We start from the raw sequence: 19,337 nt of genomic DNA, 5'->3' as shown, positions 1-19,337 counted from the left end.
TCAGTGGTTGACGGTATGCGCCAGCATCACCGACAACTGGCACAACGGCCGCCCGCTCTCTTCGTGCCACTGGTTGAACGCCTGCTGCACCAAGGCCAGGTCTCGCTGGCTGGTCGGTTGCTTGTCGATCACCTTCTGCGCAATCAGCGCGGCGGCCATGTCGTCGGTAGGGATAAACGTATCCTTGCCGACCATGCGCAAGAAGCGCGGTGCCGACAAGCCGCCCAACTGGTTGCCCTGCTTGGCCAGGTACTTCCACAAGCCGACGATGTCGGTCACCGGCCAGTCGGCGATGAACGCGCCGAAACTGCCCTTCTCCTTTGCCACATCAAGCACCATCTGCGCATTGCGCGGCACGCTCTTGAGCTTGCCCAGGTGGCGGATGATGCGCTCGTCCTGCATCAACCGCTCCAGGTGCTCGGCGCCCATCAGCACCACCTTGTTCGGATCGAAGCCAAAGAACACTTGCTCGAATGCCGGCCACTTGGCATCCACCAGGCTGTGCTTGAGCCCGGCGCGGAACACGCGCAGGGCCAAGGTCGACAGGTAGCGATCGTCACTGATGCCACGCAGTTGCGCAGGCGTGCGTGGCTGCGGCAGAAAGGCCTCAAGGGCCTGGGCCGAGCCGAAGCGGTTCAGGCAGTACTCATGCAGCCACTGGTAATCGCGCATGGGGTCAGATATTCAGCACGTCGAGAAAACGCGGCGTGGCGCTTTCGTCGATCTTCAGGCTGGTGAAGTCGAACAGGTTGCGGTCCGCCAACTGTGACGGCGCGACGTTCTGCATGGCGCGGAAGATGCTCTCGGTACGGCCCGGGTGCTTGCGCTCCCACTCCACCAGCATGTCCTTGACCACTTGGCGTTGCAGGTTTTCCTGCGAGCCGCACAGGTTGCACGGGATGATCGGGAATTCGCGCATGTCCGAGTAGGCCTGGATGTCCTTCTCGCTGCAGTAGGCCAGCGGGCGGATCACCACGTTACGGCCATCGTCGGCACGCAGCTTGGGTGGCATGCCCTTGAGCGAGCCATTGAAGAACATGTTGAGGAAGAACGTCTCGACCATGTCGTCGCGATGGTGCCCCAGCGCCATCTTGGTCGCGCCGATTTCGTCGGCGAAGGTGTACAAGGTGCCACGGCGCAGGCGCGAGCACAGCGAGCAGGTGGTCTTGCCTTCGGGGATCAGTTCCTTGACCACCGAGTAGGTGTCTTTCTCGACGATGTGGTACTCGACGCCCAGGGTCTTGAGGTAGGCCGGCAGCACATGCTCGGGGAAGCCGGGCTGCTTCTGGTCCATGTTCACCGCCACGATCTCGAACGAGATCGGCGCCACCTTTTGCAGGTGCAACAGAACGTCGAGCATGGTGTAGCTGTCCTTGCCGCCGGACAGGCAGACCATGACCTTGTCGCCATCCTCGATCATGTTGTAGTCGGTGATGGCTTCGCCAGCGAGACGACGCAGGCGTTTTTGCAGTTTGTTCTGGTTGACCGAGAGGGTGCCCATAGCGCTTGGATCCGCGAGGTGTGACAAAAGCCGGCTATTTTACGCACAAACCGCGCGGCGCTGTAGGCATTCCGATAAAGACTTCAAGGTAATCAGCAGGCGGTCTTACAGCGCAATTTGCTCTAAAAAGCGCGGTTTGTGCAGGTAACGGCTTCCTATACTGCGACATAAGGCCACATTACCGCTTGCATTGGTGTTCGGGCCTCGGGCCGCTTGCGCTCCATCTGGGGGGCGTTTGGCAACATTGAGAGGAGTGATCGGCATGATTCATCACGTTGTGGGGCTGTTTACCCATCCCGATCAGGAATGGCGGGAAATTCGTGGCGAAGAAGAATCCATCAGCCACATGTACCTGACGCACACCTTGATCCTGGCGGCGATCCCTGCCGTTTCCGCATTCATCGGTACCACCCAGGTCGGCTGGGTGATTGGCGACCGGCCGGCAGTGATGCTGACCATGGAAAGCGCTATCTGGATGAGCATCATGTCCTACCTGGCGATGCTCGCCGGGGTGGCGGTAATGGGCGCGTTCATCCACTGGATGGCGCGCACCTACGATGCCAACCCGTCCATGGCGCAGTGCATTGCCTTCGCCACCTACACCGCCACGCCGTTGTTCCTCGGCGGCCTGGCGGCGCTCTACCCGCACCTGTGGCTGGGCATGCTGCTCGGCACTGCAGCCATCTGCTACACCGTGTACCTGTTGTATGTCGGCTTGCCGACGTTCATGAACATTCCATCCGATGAAGGCTTCCTGTTTTCCAGCTCGGTGCTGGCGGTAGGCCTTGTGGTACTGGTGGCGATCATGGCCGCGACCGTGATCATCTGGGGACTGGGCGTGGGGCCCGTCTACACCAACTAGAGCAACCCAACGAGATCCAACCAACACTGGGGCATCAACCAGAGGCCGCCGCAAGGCGGCCTCTGGCTGTGCGCTGACCGGTGGCTCGGCAAGCCGCCAAGGCTTGCGGCATAATGCCCGGCAAGGAGAATTACCCCGCCATGCCAGAGCTGCTCAGACAACGCGTCGAAACCTGTTACCAGCAAGCCGAAACCTTCTTCAAACGCCCCTTCCCGCGCCCGGAAGTCAGCTTCAAACTGCGCGGCCAGAAGGCCGGCGTTGCCCACCTGCACGAGAACCTGCTGCGCTTCAACCTGCAGCTGTACCGCGAAAACCACGAAGACTTCCTGCGCCAGACCGTCGCCCACGAGGTGGCGCACCTGGTGGCTCACCAGCTGTTTGGCGAGCGCATCCAGGCCCATGGCGAAGAGTGGCAACTGATCATGCGTGGGGTGTATGAGCTGCCACCCAACCGTTGCCACAACTATGAAGTGCAACGGCGCGTGGTAACCCGCTACATCTATCGCTGCCCGTGCCCACAAGGTGATTTCCCGTTTACCGCACAGCGGCACAAGCTGGTGCGCCAGGGGCGACGGTACCTGTGCAAGCGCTGCCGGGAGATTCTGGTGTACAGCGGCGAGACGCGCGTCGAATAGCCCGCACCGACCTCCCCCGCAAACAGCACCTCCCTCAGCAGCAAAAAAAAGGCGACCCGAGGGTCGCCTTTTTCGTACCAGCCTGCGCCTTACTTCTCGACGAAGGCACGCTCGATCAGGTAGTCACCCGGCTCACGCATACGGGCGGAGACTTTCAGGCCGAAGCTGTCCAGCACTTCGCTGGTCTCATCCAGCATGCTTGGGCTGCCGCAGATCATCGCGCGGTCGTCCTGCGGGTTGATCGGCGGCAGGCCGATGTCGCTGAACAGTTTGCCGCTGCGCATCAGGTCGGTCAGTCGGCCCTGGTTCTCGAACGGCTCGCGGGTCACGGTCGGGTAGTAGATCAGCTTGTCGCGTACCGACTCACCGAAGAACTCGTTCTGCGGCAGGTGCTCGGTGATGAACTCGCGGTAGGCCACCTCGTTCACGTAACGCACGCCGTGAACCAGGATCACCTTCTCGAAGCGCTCGTAGGTTTCCGGGTCCTGGATGACGCTCATGAAAGGGGCCAGGCCAGTGCCGGTGCTCAGCAGGTAGAGGTGCTTGCCCGGGTTCAGGTCGTCGAGGACCAAGGTACCGGTAGGCTTCTTGCTGATGATGATCTCGTCGCCTTCCTTCAAGTGCTGCAACTGGGAAGTCAGCGGGCCGTCCGGCACCTTGATGCTGAAGAACTCCAGGTGCTCTTCCCAGTTCGGCGAGGCGATGGAATAGGCGCGCATGAGCGGGCGACCGGTTTCCTGCTGCAGGCCGATCATCACGAACTGACCGTTCTCGAAGCGCAGGCCCGGGTCACGGGTGCACTTGAAGCTGAACAGAGTGTCGTTCCAGTGGTGCACACTGAGGACACGTTCGTGGTTCATGTTGCTCATCGATGGGGCTCCTGAAGAAAGACGCAGCGCGCGCAAAACGCGCAGTTGCGCGATAGTTTAGGGGCAGCGACAATATCTGTTAACTGAATTATCAAGATATGTGTTATCGGTTATATAGATATGCGATTCACACTCCGTCAGCTTCAAGTCTTCGTCGCCGTGGCCCAGCATCAAAGCGTCTCTCGAGCCGCCGGCCTGCTGTCGCTGTCGCAGTCGGCTGCCAGCACCTCCATCACCGAGCTTGAGCGCCAATCCAGCTGTCAGCTGTTCGATCGCGCCGGCAAACGCCTGAGCCTCAACGCCCTGGGCCATCAACTGCTGCCGCAGGCCGTGGCCCTGCTCGACCAGGCCAAGGAAATCGAAGACCTGCTCAATGGCAAGTCCGCCTTCGGTTCGCTGGCGGTCGGCGCCACACTGACCATCGGCAACTACCTGGCGACCCTGCTGATCGGCAGCTTCATGCAGGTGCACCCGGAAAGCCAGGTCAAGCTGCACGTGCAGAACACTGCGCATATCGTGCACCAGGTCGCCCACTACGAAATTGATCTGGGTCTGATCGAAGGCGATTGCAACCACCCTGACCTTGAAGTTCAGCCTTGGGTCGAGGACGAGCTGGTAGTGTTCTGCGCGCCACAACACCCCTTGGCGACGCTAGGCCACGCGGATATCCAGACATTGTCCCAGGAAGCCTGGATTCTTCGCGAGCAGGGCTCCGGTACACGCCTGACCTTTGACCAGGCCATGCGCCATCATCGCGCCAACCTCAACATCCGCCTGGAACTGGAACATACCGAGGCCATCAAGCGCGCGGTGGAATCAGGCCTGGGCATCGGCTGCATCTCGCGCCTGGCCCTGCGCGATGCGTTCCGCCGCGGCAGCCTGGTACCGGTGGAAACGCCGGAGCTGGACTTGATGCGCCAGTTCTACTTCATCTGGCACAAGCAGAAGTACCAGACGTCGGCCATGCGCGAGTTTCTTGAGTTGTGCCGCAACTTCACCGCGGGCTTTACCCGCAGTGACGAGATCGTGCTGCCACCAATCGCCTAGAGCAGAATCACACCCCAGACCAGGGCAACCATGGTCAGCGCCACCAGTTGCGCGGCGCTGCCCATGTCCTTGGCGTTTTTCGACAAGGGGTGGCGCTCAAGCGAAATACGGTCGATGGCGGCTTCCACCGCCGAGTTGAACAGCTCGACGATCAGGCCCAGCAGGCACACCGCGATCATGATCGCCCGCTCTGCGCGGCTGACCGGCAGCCAGAAGGCCGTCGGGATCAGCAGCACGTTGAGCAGGACCAGCTGACGGAACGCGGCCTCGCCCTTGAAGGCAGCGCGCAAGCCGTCCAGCGAATAGCCGGCGGCGTTGAAGATGCGTTTGAGGCCGGTCTGGCCTTTGAATGGCGACATGTGCGTCACTTCACCGATAAAAGGCCGGCAGACTAATCCAGCGTGGGTCAAAAAAGCGTGAAGAGGCAGGCAGTTAGTGGCTGGCAACCGATTCAAGTTGTTGCAGCAACAAGGCCGCCTGGGTGCGAGTACGCACGCCCAGCTTGCGGAAGATCGCCGTCACGTGGGCCTTGATGGTGGCCTCCGAGACGCTGAGCTCGTAGGCGATCTGCTTGTTCAGCAAACCTTCACAAACCATGGTCAGTACGCGGAACTGCTGCGGCGTGAGGCTGGCCAGCCCTTCGCTGGCGGCCTTGGCCTCAGCCGAAACGTCGACTTTCTCGAACGCCTGCGGTGGCCACCAGACCTCGCCGTCCAGCACCTTGCGCACGGCGTCCTGAATCACTTCCAGCGGGCTGGACTTGGGGATGAAGCCACTGGCGCCAAATTCGCGCGACTTGACCACAACCGCTGCTTCTTCCTGCGCCGATACCATCACCACGGGGATCTGCGGGTATTGCCCACGCAACAGGACCAGCCCGGAGAAGCCATAGGCGCCCGGCATGTTGAGGTCCAACAGCACCAAATCCCAGTCGGCTTTCTCGCTCAGGCGGGTTTCCAGTTCGGCAATGCTCGCAACTTCAACCAGGCGTACATCGGCGCCAAGGCCCAGGGTAACAGCCTGGCGCAGGGCGCCACGAAACAGCGGGTGGTCATCGGCAATCAGGATTTCGTAAGTGGCCATCGATCTAAGGATCCTGTTCTGTGCCAGGCGCGTGCGGGGTAGTCAGGGCGCTTGGCGGAAAGGCACGGCAAAGTCCGGGGTAACAGCATTTTCGGCGTGCCCGAATCGGCGCCAAGGATGCCGAGCACGGTCGGGGTGGTCAAGACAATTGCCCTGCCGTCCTCGCCCACCCTGGCTGCCAGCCCCGTCATTATGAACCAATCCGGCATCACTGCCCCTTGGACTATAGGAAGGTATGCAAACGCTGATGCGCGTCGTCCTGCTCGTCCAGCGGCAAATGCCGCTTGGCGCTCAGGTAGTGCAGGCTGAACACGTCCAGGTAGGCGTCCAGGGCCTGCGAGGCACGCTGATCGCCAGCCAGTTCCAGGCACATGGCGGCCACTTCCGCCGTGCAGAAGTGGTCGTCACGCTTGGAACGGCGCAAGCGGTAGCGCGACATCTGTTCGGCTTCAAGGCTCAGCACCGGGAAACGGTCCAGGTAGGGGCTCTTGCGAAACATCTTGCGCGCCTCGGTCCAAGTGGCGTCGAGCAGTATGAACAACGGCCGTTTACCGGGCTCGCGCACCACCTGGTTGACTACCCGCTCTTGGGCAACGAACTCGCCGGGGAAGACGATATAGGGCTGCCATTGAGGCTGTTCGAGCAGCGCCAGCAGGTTGTCATCGACTGCAGTGCGCTGCCAGCCGAAGGCCGAGGTGTCCTCGACCAGGTCGGCAATCAGCCAACCGGTGTTGGTCGGTTTGAGTGGCTCAGTGTCGTGCATCAACAGGCACACACCCGACTCCGCCGGCACCCGGGGCTTCCAGGCACACAGGCAATGGCTGGCAATGACCCGGCATTGCGGGCAACGGACGGCCCGAGAACCCCGGGCAATGAACGGCTTGTTGCTGCGGGCCAGGCGTTCGGCGCGCAGGCGCGCTACCGCGTGGCTCATGCTGGCAGGCCTTTGGAAAGGTTGAAGATGGACACTGCGAGGGCTCGGAAACTCAAAACGCAAGTCTACCAGAGCGGGCGTCATTTGCCGTGCAGCGGGACTGGCCGGCCCCTTATAATCGACACTTTGGCGCACCCGACCAGCCGTCAAGCGACCCTCAGGGAACGCCACCTGCCGGCGCATGTCAAACCGCCAGTCAATGAACCAGGAGAGATACATGCTGCGCCTTATCGTCCCGACCTTGAGCCTTTTGCTCACCCTGCCTCTGGCGGCCCAGGCGGCGTCCAAGCAGGACTACGATCTGAACAAGATGCTGCAAAAGGTCGCCAAAGAGAGCAGCGTCGGCACGCCCCGCGCCGTCAACGAAGACATCCTCGACCAAGGCTACACCGTCGAAGGCAAGGCCCTGGTCAACCACCTGAGCGTGCGCCAAAGCCATGCCGAGCGCATGCAGGGCAACCCGGAACAAGTCCGCAGCCAACTGGGAGACAGCGTTTGCCGTAACAGCGGTTACCGTAACCTGATGTCCAAGGGCGCTGTGATGGTCTATCGCTTCACGGTGTACAAGACCAACCAACCAGTCATGGACCAGGCATTCGATGCCGCCAGCTGCGTTGCGGGCAACAAAAAGAAGTAAACCGATGACCTAGACCACCCGCTGGTCATCAGGCGCGCGCCACTGCTCTTCTTCGGCATCGGCGCGCAATTCTGCCAGAAGCGCCTGTAGATAGCGTGACTGGCACTCCAGCTCCGAAAGCCTGCGACGACACTCTGCCTCAAGGCTCAGGTGGTGCACCTGCGCCGCATTTTCCAGCTGCTGATAGAGCTGCTGGTCCACCTCGATGATCAAGCGATGCATACCGCCACCTCCTGCATCGATACGTTTCGCTTCCCCAGTTAACCAAACCCTCAGCGCCATTGGGTGCGCGCCGACCAGCGGCGGCTGCAATGACTGCGGCACGATCAGGCGCGAGGGTCTAGATTGATATCGAGTACACCCGAATCGACGAGATGGATTGATTGCTACTGCACCCTGGCCGTGAAGGCCTACTGCAACGCTCGAACTGCACACTCGAGCATCAGCAGCCAGCGACGCATGCAGTGTCGCGGCCGGGACACCCCATCGACCCGGTCAGAGGTTTTGCTGCAGAAGGAGACGTTGAATGCCTTACCAACCCAATGAGCTGTTGTTCAATCATTTCAGGGACAACAACATCGACCTGAGCAAGATCGACGAACAACTGCAACTCGTTGCACCGAACAGCCCCAATCTGCCCCTGTACCGCGACATGATGCTGACCATCCTGCGCATGGCCCACGACGACACCGATCGCTGGAGTGCCAAGATCACCCTGCAGGCGTTGCGCGAGCTGGACCACTCGTTCCGCGCCCTGGAACGCTACAAGGGCCGACGCAAGGTGACAGTATTCGGCTCGGCCCGAACGCCACTGGAACACCCGATGTACGCCCTGGCCCGCGAGCTGGGCGCCACCCTGGCCCGCTCCGACCTGATGGTCATTACTGGCGCCGGTGGTGGCATCATGGCTGCAGCCCACGAAGGGGCCGGCAGCGAACACAGCCTGGGCTTCAACATCACCCTGCCCTTCGAGCAACATGCCAACCCCACGGTGGACGGCACCGACAAACTGTTGCCCTTCCACTTCTTCTTCATTCGCAAGCTGTTTTTCGTCAAGGAAGCCGATGGCCTGGTGCTCTGCCCGGGCGGGTTCGGCACGCTGGATGAAGCACTCGAAGTGCTCACCCTGATCCAGACCGGCAAGAGCCCTTTGGTGCCGGTGGTGTTGCTCGACTCACCCGGTGGCAGCTTCTGGCGCGATTGCCTGGCCTTCATCAGCCGCCAGCTCGAAGAGAACCGCTACATCCTGCCCAGCGACCTCAAGTTGGTGCGCCTGGTGCACAGCGCCGATGAGGCGGTGGAGGAAATCAACCAGTTCTACAGCAACTACCACTCCAGCCGCTGGCTGAAGAACCAGTTCGTGATCCGCATGCATCACCCGCTCAGCGAGGCTGCGCTGTATGACATTCAGGAAGGTTTCGCCGATTTGCGCCTGAGTGGCAAGTACCACCAGCACGCCGACAGCGGCGCGGAGCATGAGGTAGGTAACTTCAGCCACCTGACCCGGCTGTCGTTCGCCTTCAACGGCCGCGACCAGGGCCGGCTGCGCGAGCTGGTGGACTTCATCAACCTGCCGGAGAACTGGGCCAAGCCGCAGCCCATGCACACGACCCAGCGGGCCAGGGAGGCGTTGAAGGTCAATTGAACCACCCACCGCCGGGTAGGGGTAAATCGGCCTCTGCGAATATCGCGGCCTCTGTAGGAGCGGCCTTGCGTCGCGAAAGGGCTGCGCAGCGGCCCCTCTGCAACGACACAGAACCTGGGGCCGCTACGCGCCCCTTTCCGACCGGTCCGGCGCCCCGGCAAGGCCGCTCCAGGAAACCGTGAGGTTTCAGTAATCGTCGAGGTCGCGAAAGGGCTGCGTAGCGGCCCCTCTGCAACGACACAGAACCTGGGGCCGCTACGCGCCCCTTTCGCGACGCAAGGCCGCTCCTACAGGGAACCGTGAGGTTTCAGTAATCGTCGAGGTCGCGACCACTAAGCAACCGGCTGATCATCTCCATGGAGAAACCACGGTAGGCCAGAAAGCGGGTCTGCTGACCACGGCTGCGGGGGTCATGGGGGCGCTGGCCGGCAAACTTGCGCTGCCAGACATCCATCAGCCGCTGCGCCCAGTCCACACCGCTTTCACGCAATGCCTGATCGATATCGCCACGCGCCAGGCCGCGCTGGCCAAGCTCTTCGCGTATACGCGCAGGGCCATAGCCGGAATTGGAGCGATACCGGATGAAGCTTTCGAGGTAGCGGGCTTCGCTGAGCAGCCCTTCTTCGGCGAGCCGGTCGAGCTCGGGCTCGATCAACTCATCCGAAGCGCCGCGCTGACGCAACTTGCGCGTCAGCTCGACGCGACCATGCTCACGTCGCGCGAGCAGGTCCATGGCTGTCCGCCGAATGGCGACGGGGGTGTCGAGTACGGCGGACATAATCGGCTAACTACAACCGCTATCAATAACCGGCTTCGGCATCAGCCACGTCGTCGGCCTTGGCCTCGACTGCGGCAGCCTTGCCTGCTTCGGCGGCAGCACCAGCCTTGAGCAGCTTCTCGCGGATCTGCTTCTCGATCTCGGCGCCAATGGCCGGGTTCTCAGCCAGGTACTTGGCGGCGTTGGCTTTACCTTGGCCGATCTTGTTGCCCTGGTAGGCGTACCAGGCACCGGATTTCTCCACCAGCCCCTGAGAAACACCCAGGTCGATGATCTCGCCGTTGCGGTAGATGCCCTTGCCGTAGAGGATCTGGAACTCGGCCTGACGGAACGGCGGCGAGACCTTGTTCTTGACGATCTTGACGCGGGTTTCGCTGCCGACCACTTCGTCGCCTTCCTTGACCGCGCCGGTACGGCGGATGTCCAGGCGCACGGAGGCGTAGAACTTCAGGGCGTTACCACCGGTGGTGGTTTCCGGGCTGCCGAACATCACGCCGATCTTCATACGGATCTGGTTGATGAAGATGACCAGGCAGTTGGCGTTCTTGATGTTACCGGTGATCTTGCGCAGCGCCTGCGACATCAGACGGGCCTGCAGACCCACGTGCATGTCACCCATCTCGCCTTCGATCTCGGCCTTGGGGACCAGAGCAGCCACGGAGTCGACGATGATCACGTCAACCGCGTTGGAACGCACCAGCATGTCGGTGATTTCCAGGGCCTGCTCGCCAGTGTCCGGCTGCGAAACCAGCAGGTCGTCGACGTTGACACCCAGCTTGCCGGCGTATTCCGGGTCGAGGGCGTGCTCGGCGTCGACGAAGGCGCAGGTGGCGCCGTTCTTCTGGGCTTCGGCGATGACCGACAGGGTCAGGGTGGTTTTACCCGAGGACTCCGGGCCGTAGATTTCGACGATACGGCCTTTTGGCAGGCCGCCGATACCGAGGGCAATGTCCAGGCCCAGGGAACCGGTGGAGATGGCCGGGATGCCAGTGCGCTCGTGGTCGCCCATGCGCATGACCGCGCCCTTGCCGAATTGGCGTTCGATCTGACCCAGGGCCGCAGCCAAGGCGCGTTTCTTGTTGTCGTCCATTGAAATCCTCACGTGTTCGACTTGGCCCTGATGGCCGGAATACCTGTATAAGTAGCCAGTATTATTCCACAGCGAAGCGCGCGAGCAAACCCCTGTCGTCGATTTACTCGGCACCAAGCTGTAACAAGCCGTCTAGCGCGGCGATCACCGTTTGTCGGCGCACCGCATCGCGGTCGCCGTCAAACTGGCGGCGTTCGCTGAAGACATGGCTGCCATCGGCCCAGGCCAGCCACACGGTGCCCACCGGTTTGGCCGGCGAGCCACCGTCTGGCCCAGCCACCCCGCTCACCGCCACCGCAAACCGTGCGCCGCTGGCGGCTTGCGCCCCCCGGGCCATGGCTTCGACCACTTCCTGGCTGACCGCACCCACCTGGCCGAACAGCGCCTCGGGCACCCGCAGCTGGCGGGTTTTCTGGGTATTGGAGTAGGTCACGTAGCCGGCTTCGAACCAGGCCGAACTGCCGGGAATGCGGGTGATGGCCTCGGCGATGCCGCCGCCGGTGCAGGATTCGGCAGTGGTCACCTGGGCGTTGAAGCGGCGCAGGTGTTCGCCCAGGCGGGCGGCAAGCGTGGTGATCGGGTCCATGTCAGGCTCCTTGAAGACTGGGCACTACCCTACCACCCCATGACCAGTACAGCCTCAGGAAACCTTCAGGCTGTCCCGGGCAATCGCACTGAACGCAAGCTCGTCGCGCGGCCCAAGGCGAGGCAGCCCGGCTGGCCACTCCTGGGTCCAATCCAGGCCGCCCAGCTTGCGCATGTCCTCGATCGCCGAACGCCACCAGATCACCTTGCAAGCACGCTGGTAATCGTCACGGCCGATGACACTGCCATAAAGAAGCTTGCGGCCGATACCGCGCAGCTCTGGTGGCACGCGCTTGAGGCTCCACTTGACCGATAGCCGGTTGAGCCAGGACGGCACCGGGCGATGCGCCGGCACCTTCAAGGCCAGGCCAGGCATCTTGGCTGCAAAATGTTCACCGTGACGGGCGAAGAAGATCTCGAGGATGGCGTGGATGTATTGCTTCATTGCAAAGTAGTGGCTGATCACGCCACGCGCCTGGTTGATCTGCGCACCGTGCAACTCGAACGAGAAAGCGATCTGCTCGATGGTGTGCAACGCTTGCGCGTAGGGTGTCCATGCATCGATACGCTGGATCGCACGCTCGGCGATACCGGCGTTGTCACGGGTAAAGCCCATGACGCCGCTGTTGCACAGCAGCAGCTCGTCGGCCGGCGCAGCGCCATCACGGGCAAGCCCTGTGGTGAAGCCCCGGTAGTAGTCACTGCGTGACGCCTCGGCCCAGCTCATCTCGATTTCGTCCACCAGGTACTGCCCGACATCTACTTGGCTGAACAGCTTCTGCGGCGTTTGCAGGAAGACCGTGTCGGTATCGATGAACACCGTCTTGTCCGCCCATTGCCCGGCATAGGCAATGGCGCAGGCCTTGCGCCGATGCGTGTAGCCACCGTCCCCGGTCCAGGCGTGCAGCGTCTGCTCATCCAGCGCGATCACCTCGACGGGCCACCCTGCGAAGGCCTGCGGCTGGTCGGTCAGCACACGGATCACCGGCAGCTCGGCCGGCTTGCAGCGAGCCAGGGCTGTGAGGATGCTGAACTTGGCCTCCAGCTGATAAATCCGGCGCTCACCATAAAGGAGGTAGATCAGCTGTTGCTTTACATAAGGGACACTGCTGGACAGGTTCATCTACGTCACGGCTGGGGGCAGGCAAAAAGGCCGAGCATTCTAGTGGAGTAATCGGCGAAGCTCCATCACTGCCCGCCGAACTGCGCGCACATGCCCTACCGCAGCCGCCTGCATCTGGATGAAAAAGCCTGTACCATTGCCGGTTTTACCATCGCCAACCAGATCACCCGCTGTAAGGCCCTGAATGTCTGATCTCTCCGCACACACCCCGATGATGCAGCAGTACTGGAAGCTGAAGCACCAGCACCCGGACCAGCTGATGTTCTACCGCATGGGCGACTTTTACGAGATCTTCTACGAAGATGCGAAGAAAGCCGCGAAACTGCTGGATATCACGCTGACCGCGCGCGGTCAGTCGGCGGGCCAGTCCATCCCCATGTGCGGCATTCCCTTCCATTCGCTCGAAGGTTACCTGGCCAAACTGGTGAAGCTCGGCGAATCGGTGGTGATCTGCGAGCAGATTGGCGACCCAGCCACCAGCAAGGGCCCGGTGGAACGCCAGGTGGTGCGCATCATCACCCCCGGCACGGTCAGCGACGAAGCGCTGCTCGACGAGCGCCGCGACAACCTGATCGCCGCGCTGCTGGGCGATGAGCGCCTGTTTGGCCTGGCGGTGCTGGATATCACCAGTGGCAACTTCAGCGTGCAGGAGATCAAGGGCTGGGAAAACCTGCTGGCCGAGCTCGAACGCATCAACCCGGTCGAGCTGCTGATCCCCGACGACTGGCCGCGCGACCTGCCCGCTGAGAAGCGCCCCGGCGCGCGCCGCCGTGCGCCTTGGGACTTCGACCGCGACTCGGCACGCAAGGCGTTGTGCCAGCAGTTCGCAACCAAAGACCTCAAGGGCTTTGGCTGCGACAAGCTGACCCTGGCCATTGGCGCTGCCGGCTGCCTGCTGACCTACGCCAAGGAAACCCAGCGTACTGCCCTGCCGCACCTGCGCAGCCTGCGCCACGAACGCCTGGACGACACGGTGATCCTCGACGGCGCCAGCCGCCGCAACCTGGAGCTGGACATCAACCTGGCGGGCGGGCGCGACAACACCCTGCAGTCGGTGATCGACCGCTGCCAAACCGCCATGGCCAGCCGCTTGCTGAGCCGCTGGCTGAACCGCCCGCTGCGTGACCTCAAGGTGCTGCAGGCGCGCCAGGACTCTATCCGCTGCCTGCTCGACGGCTACCGCTTCGAAAAGCTGCAGCCGCAGCTCAAGGAAATCGGCGACATCGAGCGGATCCTCGCCCGTATCGGCCTGCGCAATGCCCGCCCACGCGACCTCGCCCGTCTGCGTGATGCCCTCGGCGCCCTGCCCGAGCTGCAGAACGCCATGGCCGAACTGGAAGCGCCGCACCTGGCGCGCCTGGCGGCCATCACCGGCACCTACCCGGAGCTGGCCAGCCTGCTGGAGCGGGCAGTGGTCGACAACCCGCCGGCGGTGATCCGTGACGGCGGCGTGCTCAAGGCCGGCTACGACAATGAGCTGGACGAGCTGCTGGCGATCAGCGAGAACGCTGGCCAGTTCCTGATCGACCTGGAAGCCCGCGAGAAGGCCCGTACCGGCCTTGCCAACCTCAAGGTCGGCTACAACCGCGTGCACGGCTACTTCATCGAACTGCCGACCAAGCAGGCCGAACAGGCTCCGGGCGACTACATTCGCCGCCAGACCCTCAAGGGCGCAGAGCGCTTCATCACGCCGGAGCTCAAGGCGTTCGAGGACAAGGCACTGTCGGCCAAGAGCCGCGCCCTGGCCCGCGAGAAGATGCTCTACGATGCCTTGCTCGAAACCCTGATCAGCCACCTGGCACCGCTGCAGGACAGCGCCGCCGCCCTGGCCGAGCTGGACGTGCTGAGCAACCTCGCCGAGCGCGCACTGAACCTTGACCTGAACTGCCCCCGCTTCGTCGACGAGCCGTGCCTGCGCATCGAACAGGGCCGGCATCCGGTGGTCGAGCAAGTGTTGACCACGCCGTTCGTGGCCAACGACCTGGGCCTGGACAACAGCACCCGCATGCTGATCATCACCGGCCCGAACATGGGCGGTAAGTCCACCTACATGCGCCAGACCGCACTGATCGTGCTGATGGCGCACATCGGCAGCTTCGTACCGGCAGCCCAGTGCGAGCTGTCGCTGGTGGACCGTATCTTCACCCGTATCGGCTCCAGTGATGACCTGGCCGGCGGGCGCTCGACCTTCATGGTCGAGATGAGTGAAACCGCCAATATTCTGCACAACGCCACCGACCGCAGCCTGGTGCTGATGGACGAAGTAGGCCGCGGCACCAGCACCTTCGACGGCCTGTCGCTGGCCTGGGCCGCCGCCGAGCGCCTGGCCCAGCTGCGCGCCTACACGCTGTTCGCCACGCACTACTTCGAACTCACGGTACTACCGGAGAGCGAACCGCTGGTGGCCAACGTGCACTTGAATGCCACCGAGCACAACGAGCGAATCGTCTTCCTGCACCACGTACTGCCAGGCCCTGCCAGCCAAAGCTATGGCCTGGCCGTGGCCCAACTGGCCGGGGTGCCCACTGCCGTGATCCAGCGTGCCCGCGAGCACCTGGGCCGCCTGGAAACGGCGAGCCTGCCGCACGAGCAGCCGCACAGCACAAAGGCCAAGGACGCGCTACACGTCCCGCACCAGAGCGATCTGTTCGCCAGCCTGCCACACCCGGCCATCGAGAAGCTGGGCAAGCTGGACCTGGACGACATGACCCCGCGCCAAGCTATCGAAATGCTATATCAACTAAAGAACCTGTTATAACGGCGCCCACTACAAGCTGGTAGAATCCGCCGCGGTTTGCTGGTGCTGCAGGTTATTAGCCTGGCCTGCAGCCACATACCCGTAAACCGCGCGGCCCTGAGAGGAAGGGCCGCCGCCGTCGCCTGAGGAGAGAACTAGAAATGACCTTCGTCGTCACCGACAACTGCATCAAATGCAAATACACCGACTGCGTGGAAGTCTGTCCGGTGGACTGCTTCTACGAAGGCCCGAACTTCCTGGTCATCCACCCGGACGAGTGCATCGACTGCGCACTGTGCGAGCCGGAATGCCCAGCGCAAGCCATCTTCTCGGAAGACGAAGTGCCATCGGGCATGGAGAACTTCATCGAGCTGAACGCCGAACTGGCGGAAATCTGGCCAAACATCACCGAGCGTAAGGACGCCCTGCCCGACGCTGAAGAATGGGATGGCAAGACTGGCAAGATTGCAGACCTGGAGCGCTGATAGCGCCCGGAAACGAAAAAGGCCCATGCGGGCCTTTTTTCATTTTCAGCAGGCAAAAAAAAGGGGCGGTTTGACCCGCCCACATTTTTTCCGTAGTCCCTGATTGTCCCAAACATCGTCCTGATGAAATCGCTTCTTGCGATGTCCTTGGCCTTCTCCCTGAAAGCCTGTGCATGTCCGTGTGCACAGTTCGAATACTAGCGATTTCAGGGGGGCAGACAACCGCAGAACCTCACAGGATATTGCCGTGGACACATTTCCTCGCATCCAAATAAATCATGTTTTTCAATGAGTTAAGATTAAACCGGATCTGAAAACGACAATGATTTACTGATGGTTGCATAGATTGCTTACACAACAAGTAAGCAATCGCTTACACGCAATGTTACTGGGGTGGCGCATTACACAATGCCGGCTGGCAGATACGGTGCAGCAGTGCTGTTGCGCGCATACAAAAACGCCCCGAACTATCGGGGCGTCTTGTGCTTGCGAACAGCGTGTTACTGGAACAACGACTCGCTGGACAGACCGTTCTTCTCGAGGATCTCGCGCAGACGCTTGAGCCCCTCTACCTGGATCTGCCGTACACGCTCACGGGTCAGGCCGATCTCCAGGCCAACATCCTCCAAGGTGCTACTCTCGTGCCCGCGCAGACCAAAGCGACGCACTACCACCTCGCGCTGCTTGTCGGTCAGCTCTCCCAACCACTGATCGATGCTCTGCGACAGGTCGTCATCCTGCAGCAGCTCACACGGGTCGGTCGGGCGGTCATCGGTGAGGGTATCGAGCAGCGTCTTGTCCGAGTCTGGGCCAAGGGAAACGTCCACCGACGAAACCCGCTCATTGAGCCCCAGCATGCGCTTGACCTCAGCGACAGGCTTCTCCAGCAAGGTGGCGATTTCTTCTGGCGAAGGCTCGTGGTCGAGCTTCTGGGTCAGCTCCCGCGCGGCACGCAGGTAAACGTTGAGTTCCTTGACCACATGGATCGGCAGGCGAATGGTGCGGGTCTGGTTCATGATCGCCCGCTCGATGGTCTGGCGAATCCACCAGGTCGCATAGGTCGAGAAACGGAAACCACGCTCCGGGTCGAACTTCTCGACCGCGCGGATCAGCCCCAGGTTGCCTTCCTCGATCAGGTCGAGCAACGACAGGCCGCGATTCACGTAACGACGGGCAATTTTGACAACCAGGCGCAGGTTGCTTTCGATCATGCGCTTGCGGCCGGCGGGGTCGCCTTTTTGCGACAGGCGCGCAAAATGCACTTCCTCCTCCGGCGACAGCAGAGGCGAGAAGCCGATTTCGTTGAGGTACAACTGGGTAGCATCAAGTGCCCGAGTGTAATCGATGTACTTGTGCTGCTTGAGCGAAGAGCCGGACTTGGCCCTGGTCCGAACCGAAGGTACAGCAGGTTCGTCTGACACCACATCCGTTTCCAAAACGATGCCCGTCTCCATTAGGAGGACGTCATCGTCGATGTCAAACTCCGGCGCTTCTTTATTGAGAGCCATTGTTATAGTCCTTTGCTGAGTTCGAACTCAGACTCGAGCGGCACCTGTATCCCTGGCAGCGCTGGAGCCTGTCCCCTCTACATCACAGGAACAGGCCGGGTACAACAATCAACGGCGTGGCAGGAACTGGAGTGGATCGACGGGTTTGCCCTGGCGGCGAATCTCGAAATGCAGCTTCACCCGATCAGTGCCCGTGGACCCCATTTCAGCAATCGACTGCCCAGCCTTGACCTGCTGCCCCTCCCGAACCAAAAGCCTGCGGTTGTGACCGTAGGCACTGACGTAGGTATCGCTGTGCTTGATGATGATCAGCTCGCCGTAGCCCCGCAAGCCACTCCCGGCGTAGACCACTGCACCACCAGACGCAGCAAAAACAGGCTGTCCCAAATCACCGGCGATATCAATGCCTTTATTCAAACTACCGTTTGAAGCAAATTTTCCAATCAGCACGCCGTTGGCCGGCCAGGTCCAGCCCCCTACCGCACGCTCTGCAGCCGGCACGGTAGCCACCACCGGCGCAGGGGTTGTCGGGGCCGTGGTTGCCGGCTTGGTGGTACTGGCAGGTGCGCTGCCGGCGCTGCCAACAGGCCGACGGATGACCGTGGTCTTGCTCGAGGACGACGGGCTGGACACCACCGTGGTGCTGCCCGTGGAACCACTGCTGAATCGAATCGGCTGGCCGGGGCGAATGGTATACGGCGCCGGGATGCCGTTACGGGCAGCCAGCTCCTTGTAGTCCCAGCCATAACGGAAGGCGATGGAGAACAGCGTATCGCCCGGCTTGACGATGTATTGCCCGGAGGTCACCGTCGGCCGCTTGGGCGCTGCATTGTTACGGTCGACCACCCGCGCACTCGTCGAGCTGGTGCTGGAGCAACCCGCCAGCAAGGTGCCCATGGCCAGTGCAAGCACCAGAAGCTTGAAACCCGCCCAATCCTTGCGCTGCCGAATGCCTGTGTGCCCCACCCGCGCTCCCCTCATGGTGCCGAATACCGAAATAACGATAAGAAATGCAATATTGTTGCAATTATAACCGAGCCCACCTGCATTAGGTGGGCGGCTGCAAAAGCCCGCTACCGGCAGCGCCATAGCGAATCACCCCGCCAGATAGACAGGGCGATAGCGCAAGAATTCGTCGCTGCCGTAAATATTCCGTGGTTCAGGCCAGCGGACCATTGAGCAACGGCACGAAGCGCACGGCCCCGAGGACACGCCGGGAGAACCCGTGTTCCTCGCGCACGATCAGCATCAACTGCTGCGCCTCGCCTGCCGGGCCCACCGGAATCACCATGCGCCCGCCTGGCGCCAACTGGTCGAGCAGTGCTTGTGGCACTTCGGGCGCCACTGCGGTGACGATGATGCCATTGTAGGGTGCCAACGCCTGCCAGCCCTCGCAACCATCCCCCCAGCGGAACACCACGTTACGCAGGTTCAGCTCCACCAGGCGCTCCTTGGCGCGATCCTGCAGCACCTTGATGCGCTCCACCGAGAACACCCGCTCGACCAGTTGGGCAAGTATCGCCGTCTGGTAACCCGAGCCAGTGCCGATCTCCAGCACCTTGTCCAGCGGCCCTGCCTCTAGCAGCAGTTCGCTCATGTGCGCCACCATGAACGGCTGCGAGATGGTCTGGTTGTGGCCGATAGGCAGTGCGGTGTCTTCGTAGGCGCGATGCGCCAAGGCCTCGTCGACGAACAGGTGGCGCGGGGTACGGCGGATCGCGTCGAGCACCTTGGTGTTCGACACGCCCTCTTCGCACAGGCGCTGTATCAGCCGCTCCCGGGTGCGCTGGGAGGTCATGCCGATACCCCGGCGCAGCA

General features: G+C 61.9%; 21 protein-coding genes. 7 read left to right on the top strand and 14 right to left on the bottom strand.

The annotated features are described in order from the left end of the window. Both HU770_RS02520 and ttcA read right to left on the bottom strand, forming a co-directional pair. Positions 1 to 672, bottom strand: coding sequence for a DNA-3-methyladenine glycosylase I (locus HU770_RS02520; RefSeq protein ID WP_186662982.1), 672 nt, complete (start codon positions 670 to 672; stop codon positions 1 to 3). Positions 673 to 676: 4 nt separating this feature from the next. Next, positions 677 to 1,501, bottom strand: coding sequence for a tRNA 2-thiocytidine(32) synthetase TtcA (ttcA, locus tag HU770_RS02515; protein ID WP_033700837.1), 825 nt, complete (start codon positions 1,499 to 1,501; stop codon positions 677 to 679). Between the two features lie 262 nt (positions 1,502 to 1,763). On the opposite strand from ttcA, the gene HU770_RS02510 reads away from it, so the two are divergent. After that, complete coding sequence (locus HU770_RS02510; RefSeq protein ID WP_033700838.1) at positions 1,764 to 2,363, top strand: Yip1 family protein; 600 nt, start codon at positions 1,764 to 1,766, stop codon at positions 2,361 to 2,363. A gap of 140 nt (positions 2,364 to 2,503) precedes the next feature. Further along, positions 2,504 to 2,998, top strand: coding sequence for a SprT family zinc-dependent metalloprotease (locus HU770_RS02505; protein ID WP_186654522.1), 495 nt, complete (start codon positions 2,504 to 2,506; stop codon positions 2,996 to 2,998). Between the two features lie 89 nt (positions 2,999 to 3,087). On the opposite strand, the gene fpr is transcribed toward HU770_RS02505, so the two are convergent. Then, on the bottom strand, positions 3,088 to 3,867 hold the full coding sequence (gene fpr / locus HU770_RS02500; protein ID WP_033700840.1) for a ferredoxin-NADP reductase: 780 nt from the start codon (positions 3,865 to 3,867) through the stop codon (positions 3,088 to 3,090). 120 nt (positions 3,868 to 3,987) lie between these two features. Between fpr and finR the strand changes: the two genes are divergently transcribed. Next, a complete protein-coding gene (gene finR, locus HU770_RS02495; protein WP_033700841.1) occupies positions 3,988 to 4,914 on the top strand; it encodes a LysR family transcriptional regulator FinR in 927 nt (308 codons plus the stop codon). Here finR and HU770_RS02490 read toward each other — a convergent pair. The 3 genes from HU770_RS02490 to HU770_RS02480 all read right to left on the bottom strand — a co-directional run bounded on the left by HU770_RS02490 (position 4,911) and on the right by HU770_RS02480 (position 6,931). Further along, entirely contained in the window at positions 4,911 to 5,273 is a 363-nt protein-coding gene (locus HU770_RS02490) for a diacylglycerol kinase (RefSeq protein WP_027595832.1), read from the bottom strand. The two genes, finR and HU770_RS02490, sit on opposite strands and share 4 nt — an antisense overlap. A 73-nt stretch (positions 5,274 to 5,346) precedes the next feature. Continuing rightward, entirely contained in the window at positions 5,347 to 5,997 is a 651-nt protein-coding gene (gene erdR / locus HU770_RS02485) for a response regulator transcription factor ErdR (RefSeq protein WP_027595831.1), read from the bottom strand. Between the two features lie 223 nt (positions 5,998 to 6,220). Then, on the bottom strand, positions 6,221 to 6,931 hold the full coding sequence (locus HU770_RS02480; RefSeq protein WP_033700842.1) for a tRNA-uridine aminocarboxypropyltransferase: 711 nt from the start codon (positions 6,929 to 6,931) through the stop codon (positions 6,221 to 6,223). Between the two features lie 217 nt (positions 6,932 to 7,148). On the opposite strand from HU770_RS02480, the gene HU770_RS02475 reads away from it, so the two are divergent. Beyond that, positions 7,149 to 7,568, top strand: a complete 420-nt coding sequence (locus tag HU770_RS02475; RefSeq protein ID WP_033700844.1) for a quorum-sensing-regulated virulence factor family protein — start codon at positions 7,149 to 7,151, stop codon at positions 7,566 to 7,568. A gap of 9 nt (positions 7,569 to 7,577) precedes the next feature. Here HU770_RS02475 and HU770_RS02470 read toward each other — a convergent pair whose 3' ends face one another. Then, positions 7,578 to 7,790 (bottom strand): hypothetical protein, encoded by a 213-nt coding sequence (locus HU770_RS02470; protein ID WP_033700845.1) that lies wholly within the window; start codon positions 7,788 to 7,790, stop codon positions 7,578 to 7,580. A 304-nt stretch (positions 7,791 to 8,094) separates the two neighbouring features. Between HU770_RS02470 and HU770_RS02465 the strand changes: the two genes are divergently transcribed. Next, positions 8,095 to 9,213, top strand: coding sequence for an LOG family protein (locus HU770_RS02465; protein ID WP_033700846.1), 1,119 nt, complete (start codon positions 8,095 to 8,097; stop codon positions 9,211 to 9,213). A gap of 307 nt (positions 9,214 to 9,520) precedes the next feature. Here the strand turns inward: HU770_RS02465 and recX are convergent, their stop codons facing one another. From recX to HU770_RS02445, 4 genes are all read right to left on the bottom strand, one after another. Next, on the bottom strand, positions 9,521 to 9,991 hold the full coding sequence (gene recX / locus HU770_RS02460) for a recombination regulator RecX (RefSeq protein WP_186662981.1): 471 nt from the start codon (positions 9,989 to 9,991) through the stop codon (positions 9,521 to 9,523). A 22-nt stretch (positions 9,992 to 10,013) separates the two neighbouring features. Continuing rightward, a complete protein-coding gene (recA, locus tag HU770_RS02455) occupies positions 10,014 to 11,081 on the bottom strand; it encodes a recombinase RecA (protein WP_033700849.1) in 1,068 nt (355 codons plus the stop codon). Between the two features lie 103 nt (positions 11,082 to 11,184). Then, entirely contained in the window at positions 11,185 to 11,667 is a 483-nt protein-coding gene (locus HU770_RS02450; RefSeq protein ID WP_186662980.1) for a CinA family protein, read from the bottom strand. A 54-nt stretch (positions 11,668 to 11,721) separates the two neighbouring features. After that, on the bottom strand, positions 11,722 to 12,789 hold the full coding sequence (locus HU770_RS02445; RefSeq protein ID WP_186662979.1) for a hypothetical protein: 1,068 nt from the start codon (positions 12,787 to 12,789) through the stop codon (positions 11,722 to 11,724). Between the two features lie 184 nt (positions 12,790 to 12,973). On the opposite strand from HU770_RS02445, the gene mutS reads away from it, so the two are divergent. Together mutS and fdxA are read left to right on the top strand one after the other, a co-directional pair. Next, complete coding sequence (gene mutS, locus HU770_RS02440; protein ID WP_033700852.1) at positions 12,974 to 15,547, top strand: DNA mismatch repair protein MutS; 2,574 nt, start codon at positions 12,974 to 12,976, stop codon at positions 15,545 to 15,547. 140 nt (positions 15,548 to 15,687) lie between these two features. Beyond that, positions 15,688 to 16,011, top strand: a complete 324-nt coding sequence (fdxA, locus tag HU770_RS02435) for a ferredoxin FdxA (RefSeq protein WP_027595821.1) — start codon at positions 15,688 to 15,690, stop codon at positions 16,009 to 16,011. A gap of 500 nt (positions 16,012 to 16,511) precedes the next feature. Here fdxA and rpoS read toward each other — a convergent pair whose 3' ends face one another. The 3 genes from rpoS to HU770_RS02420 all read right to left on the bottom strand — a co-directional run bounded on the left by rpoS (position 16,512) and on the right by HU770_RS02420 (position 19,317). Then, positions 16,512 to 17,519 (bottom strand): RNA polymerase sigma factor RpoS, encoded by a 1,008-nt coding sequence (rpoS, locus tag HU770_RS02430; protein ID WP_033700853.1) that lies wholly within the window; start codon positions 17,517 to 17,519, stop codon positions 16,512 to 16,514. A gap of 108 nt (positions 17,520 to 17,627) precedes the next feature. Further along, positions 17,628 to 18,485, bottom strand: coding sequence for a peptidoglycan DD-metalloendopeptidase family protein (locus HU770_RS02425; RefSeq protein WP_047581647.1), 858 nt, complete (start codon positions 18,483 to 18,485; stop codon positions 17,628 to 17,630). Positions 18,486 to 18,678: 193 nt separating this feature from the next. Next, positions 18,679 to 19,317, bottom strand: a complete 639-nt coding sequence (locus HU770_RS02420) for a protein-L-isoaspartate(D-aspartate) O-methyltransferase (RefSeq protein ID WP_186654682.1) — start codon at positions 19,315 to 19,317, stop codon at positions 18,679 to 18,681. Positions 19,318 to 19,337 lie beyond the last annotated feature (20 nt).

The sequence above is a fragment of the Pseudomonas sp. SWRI68 genome (assembly GCF_014269165.1).
Classification (GTDB): domain Bacteria; phylum Pseudomonadota; class Gammaproteobacteria; order Pseudomonadales; family Pseudomonadaceae; genus Aquipseudomonas; species Aquipseudomonas capeferrum.
Note: the sequence above shows the minus strand (reverse complement) of the source record. Positions and strands in the feature narration are given on the sequence as shown.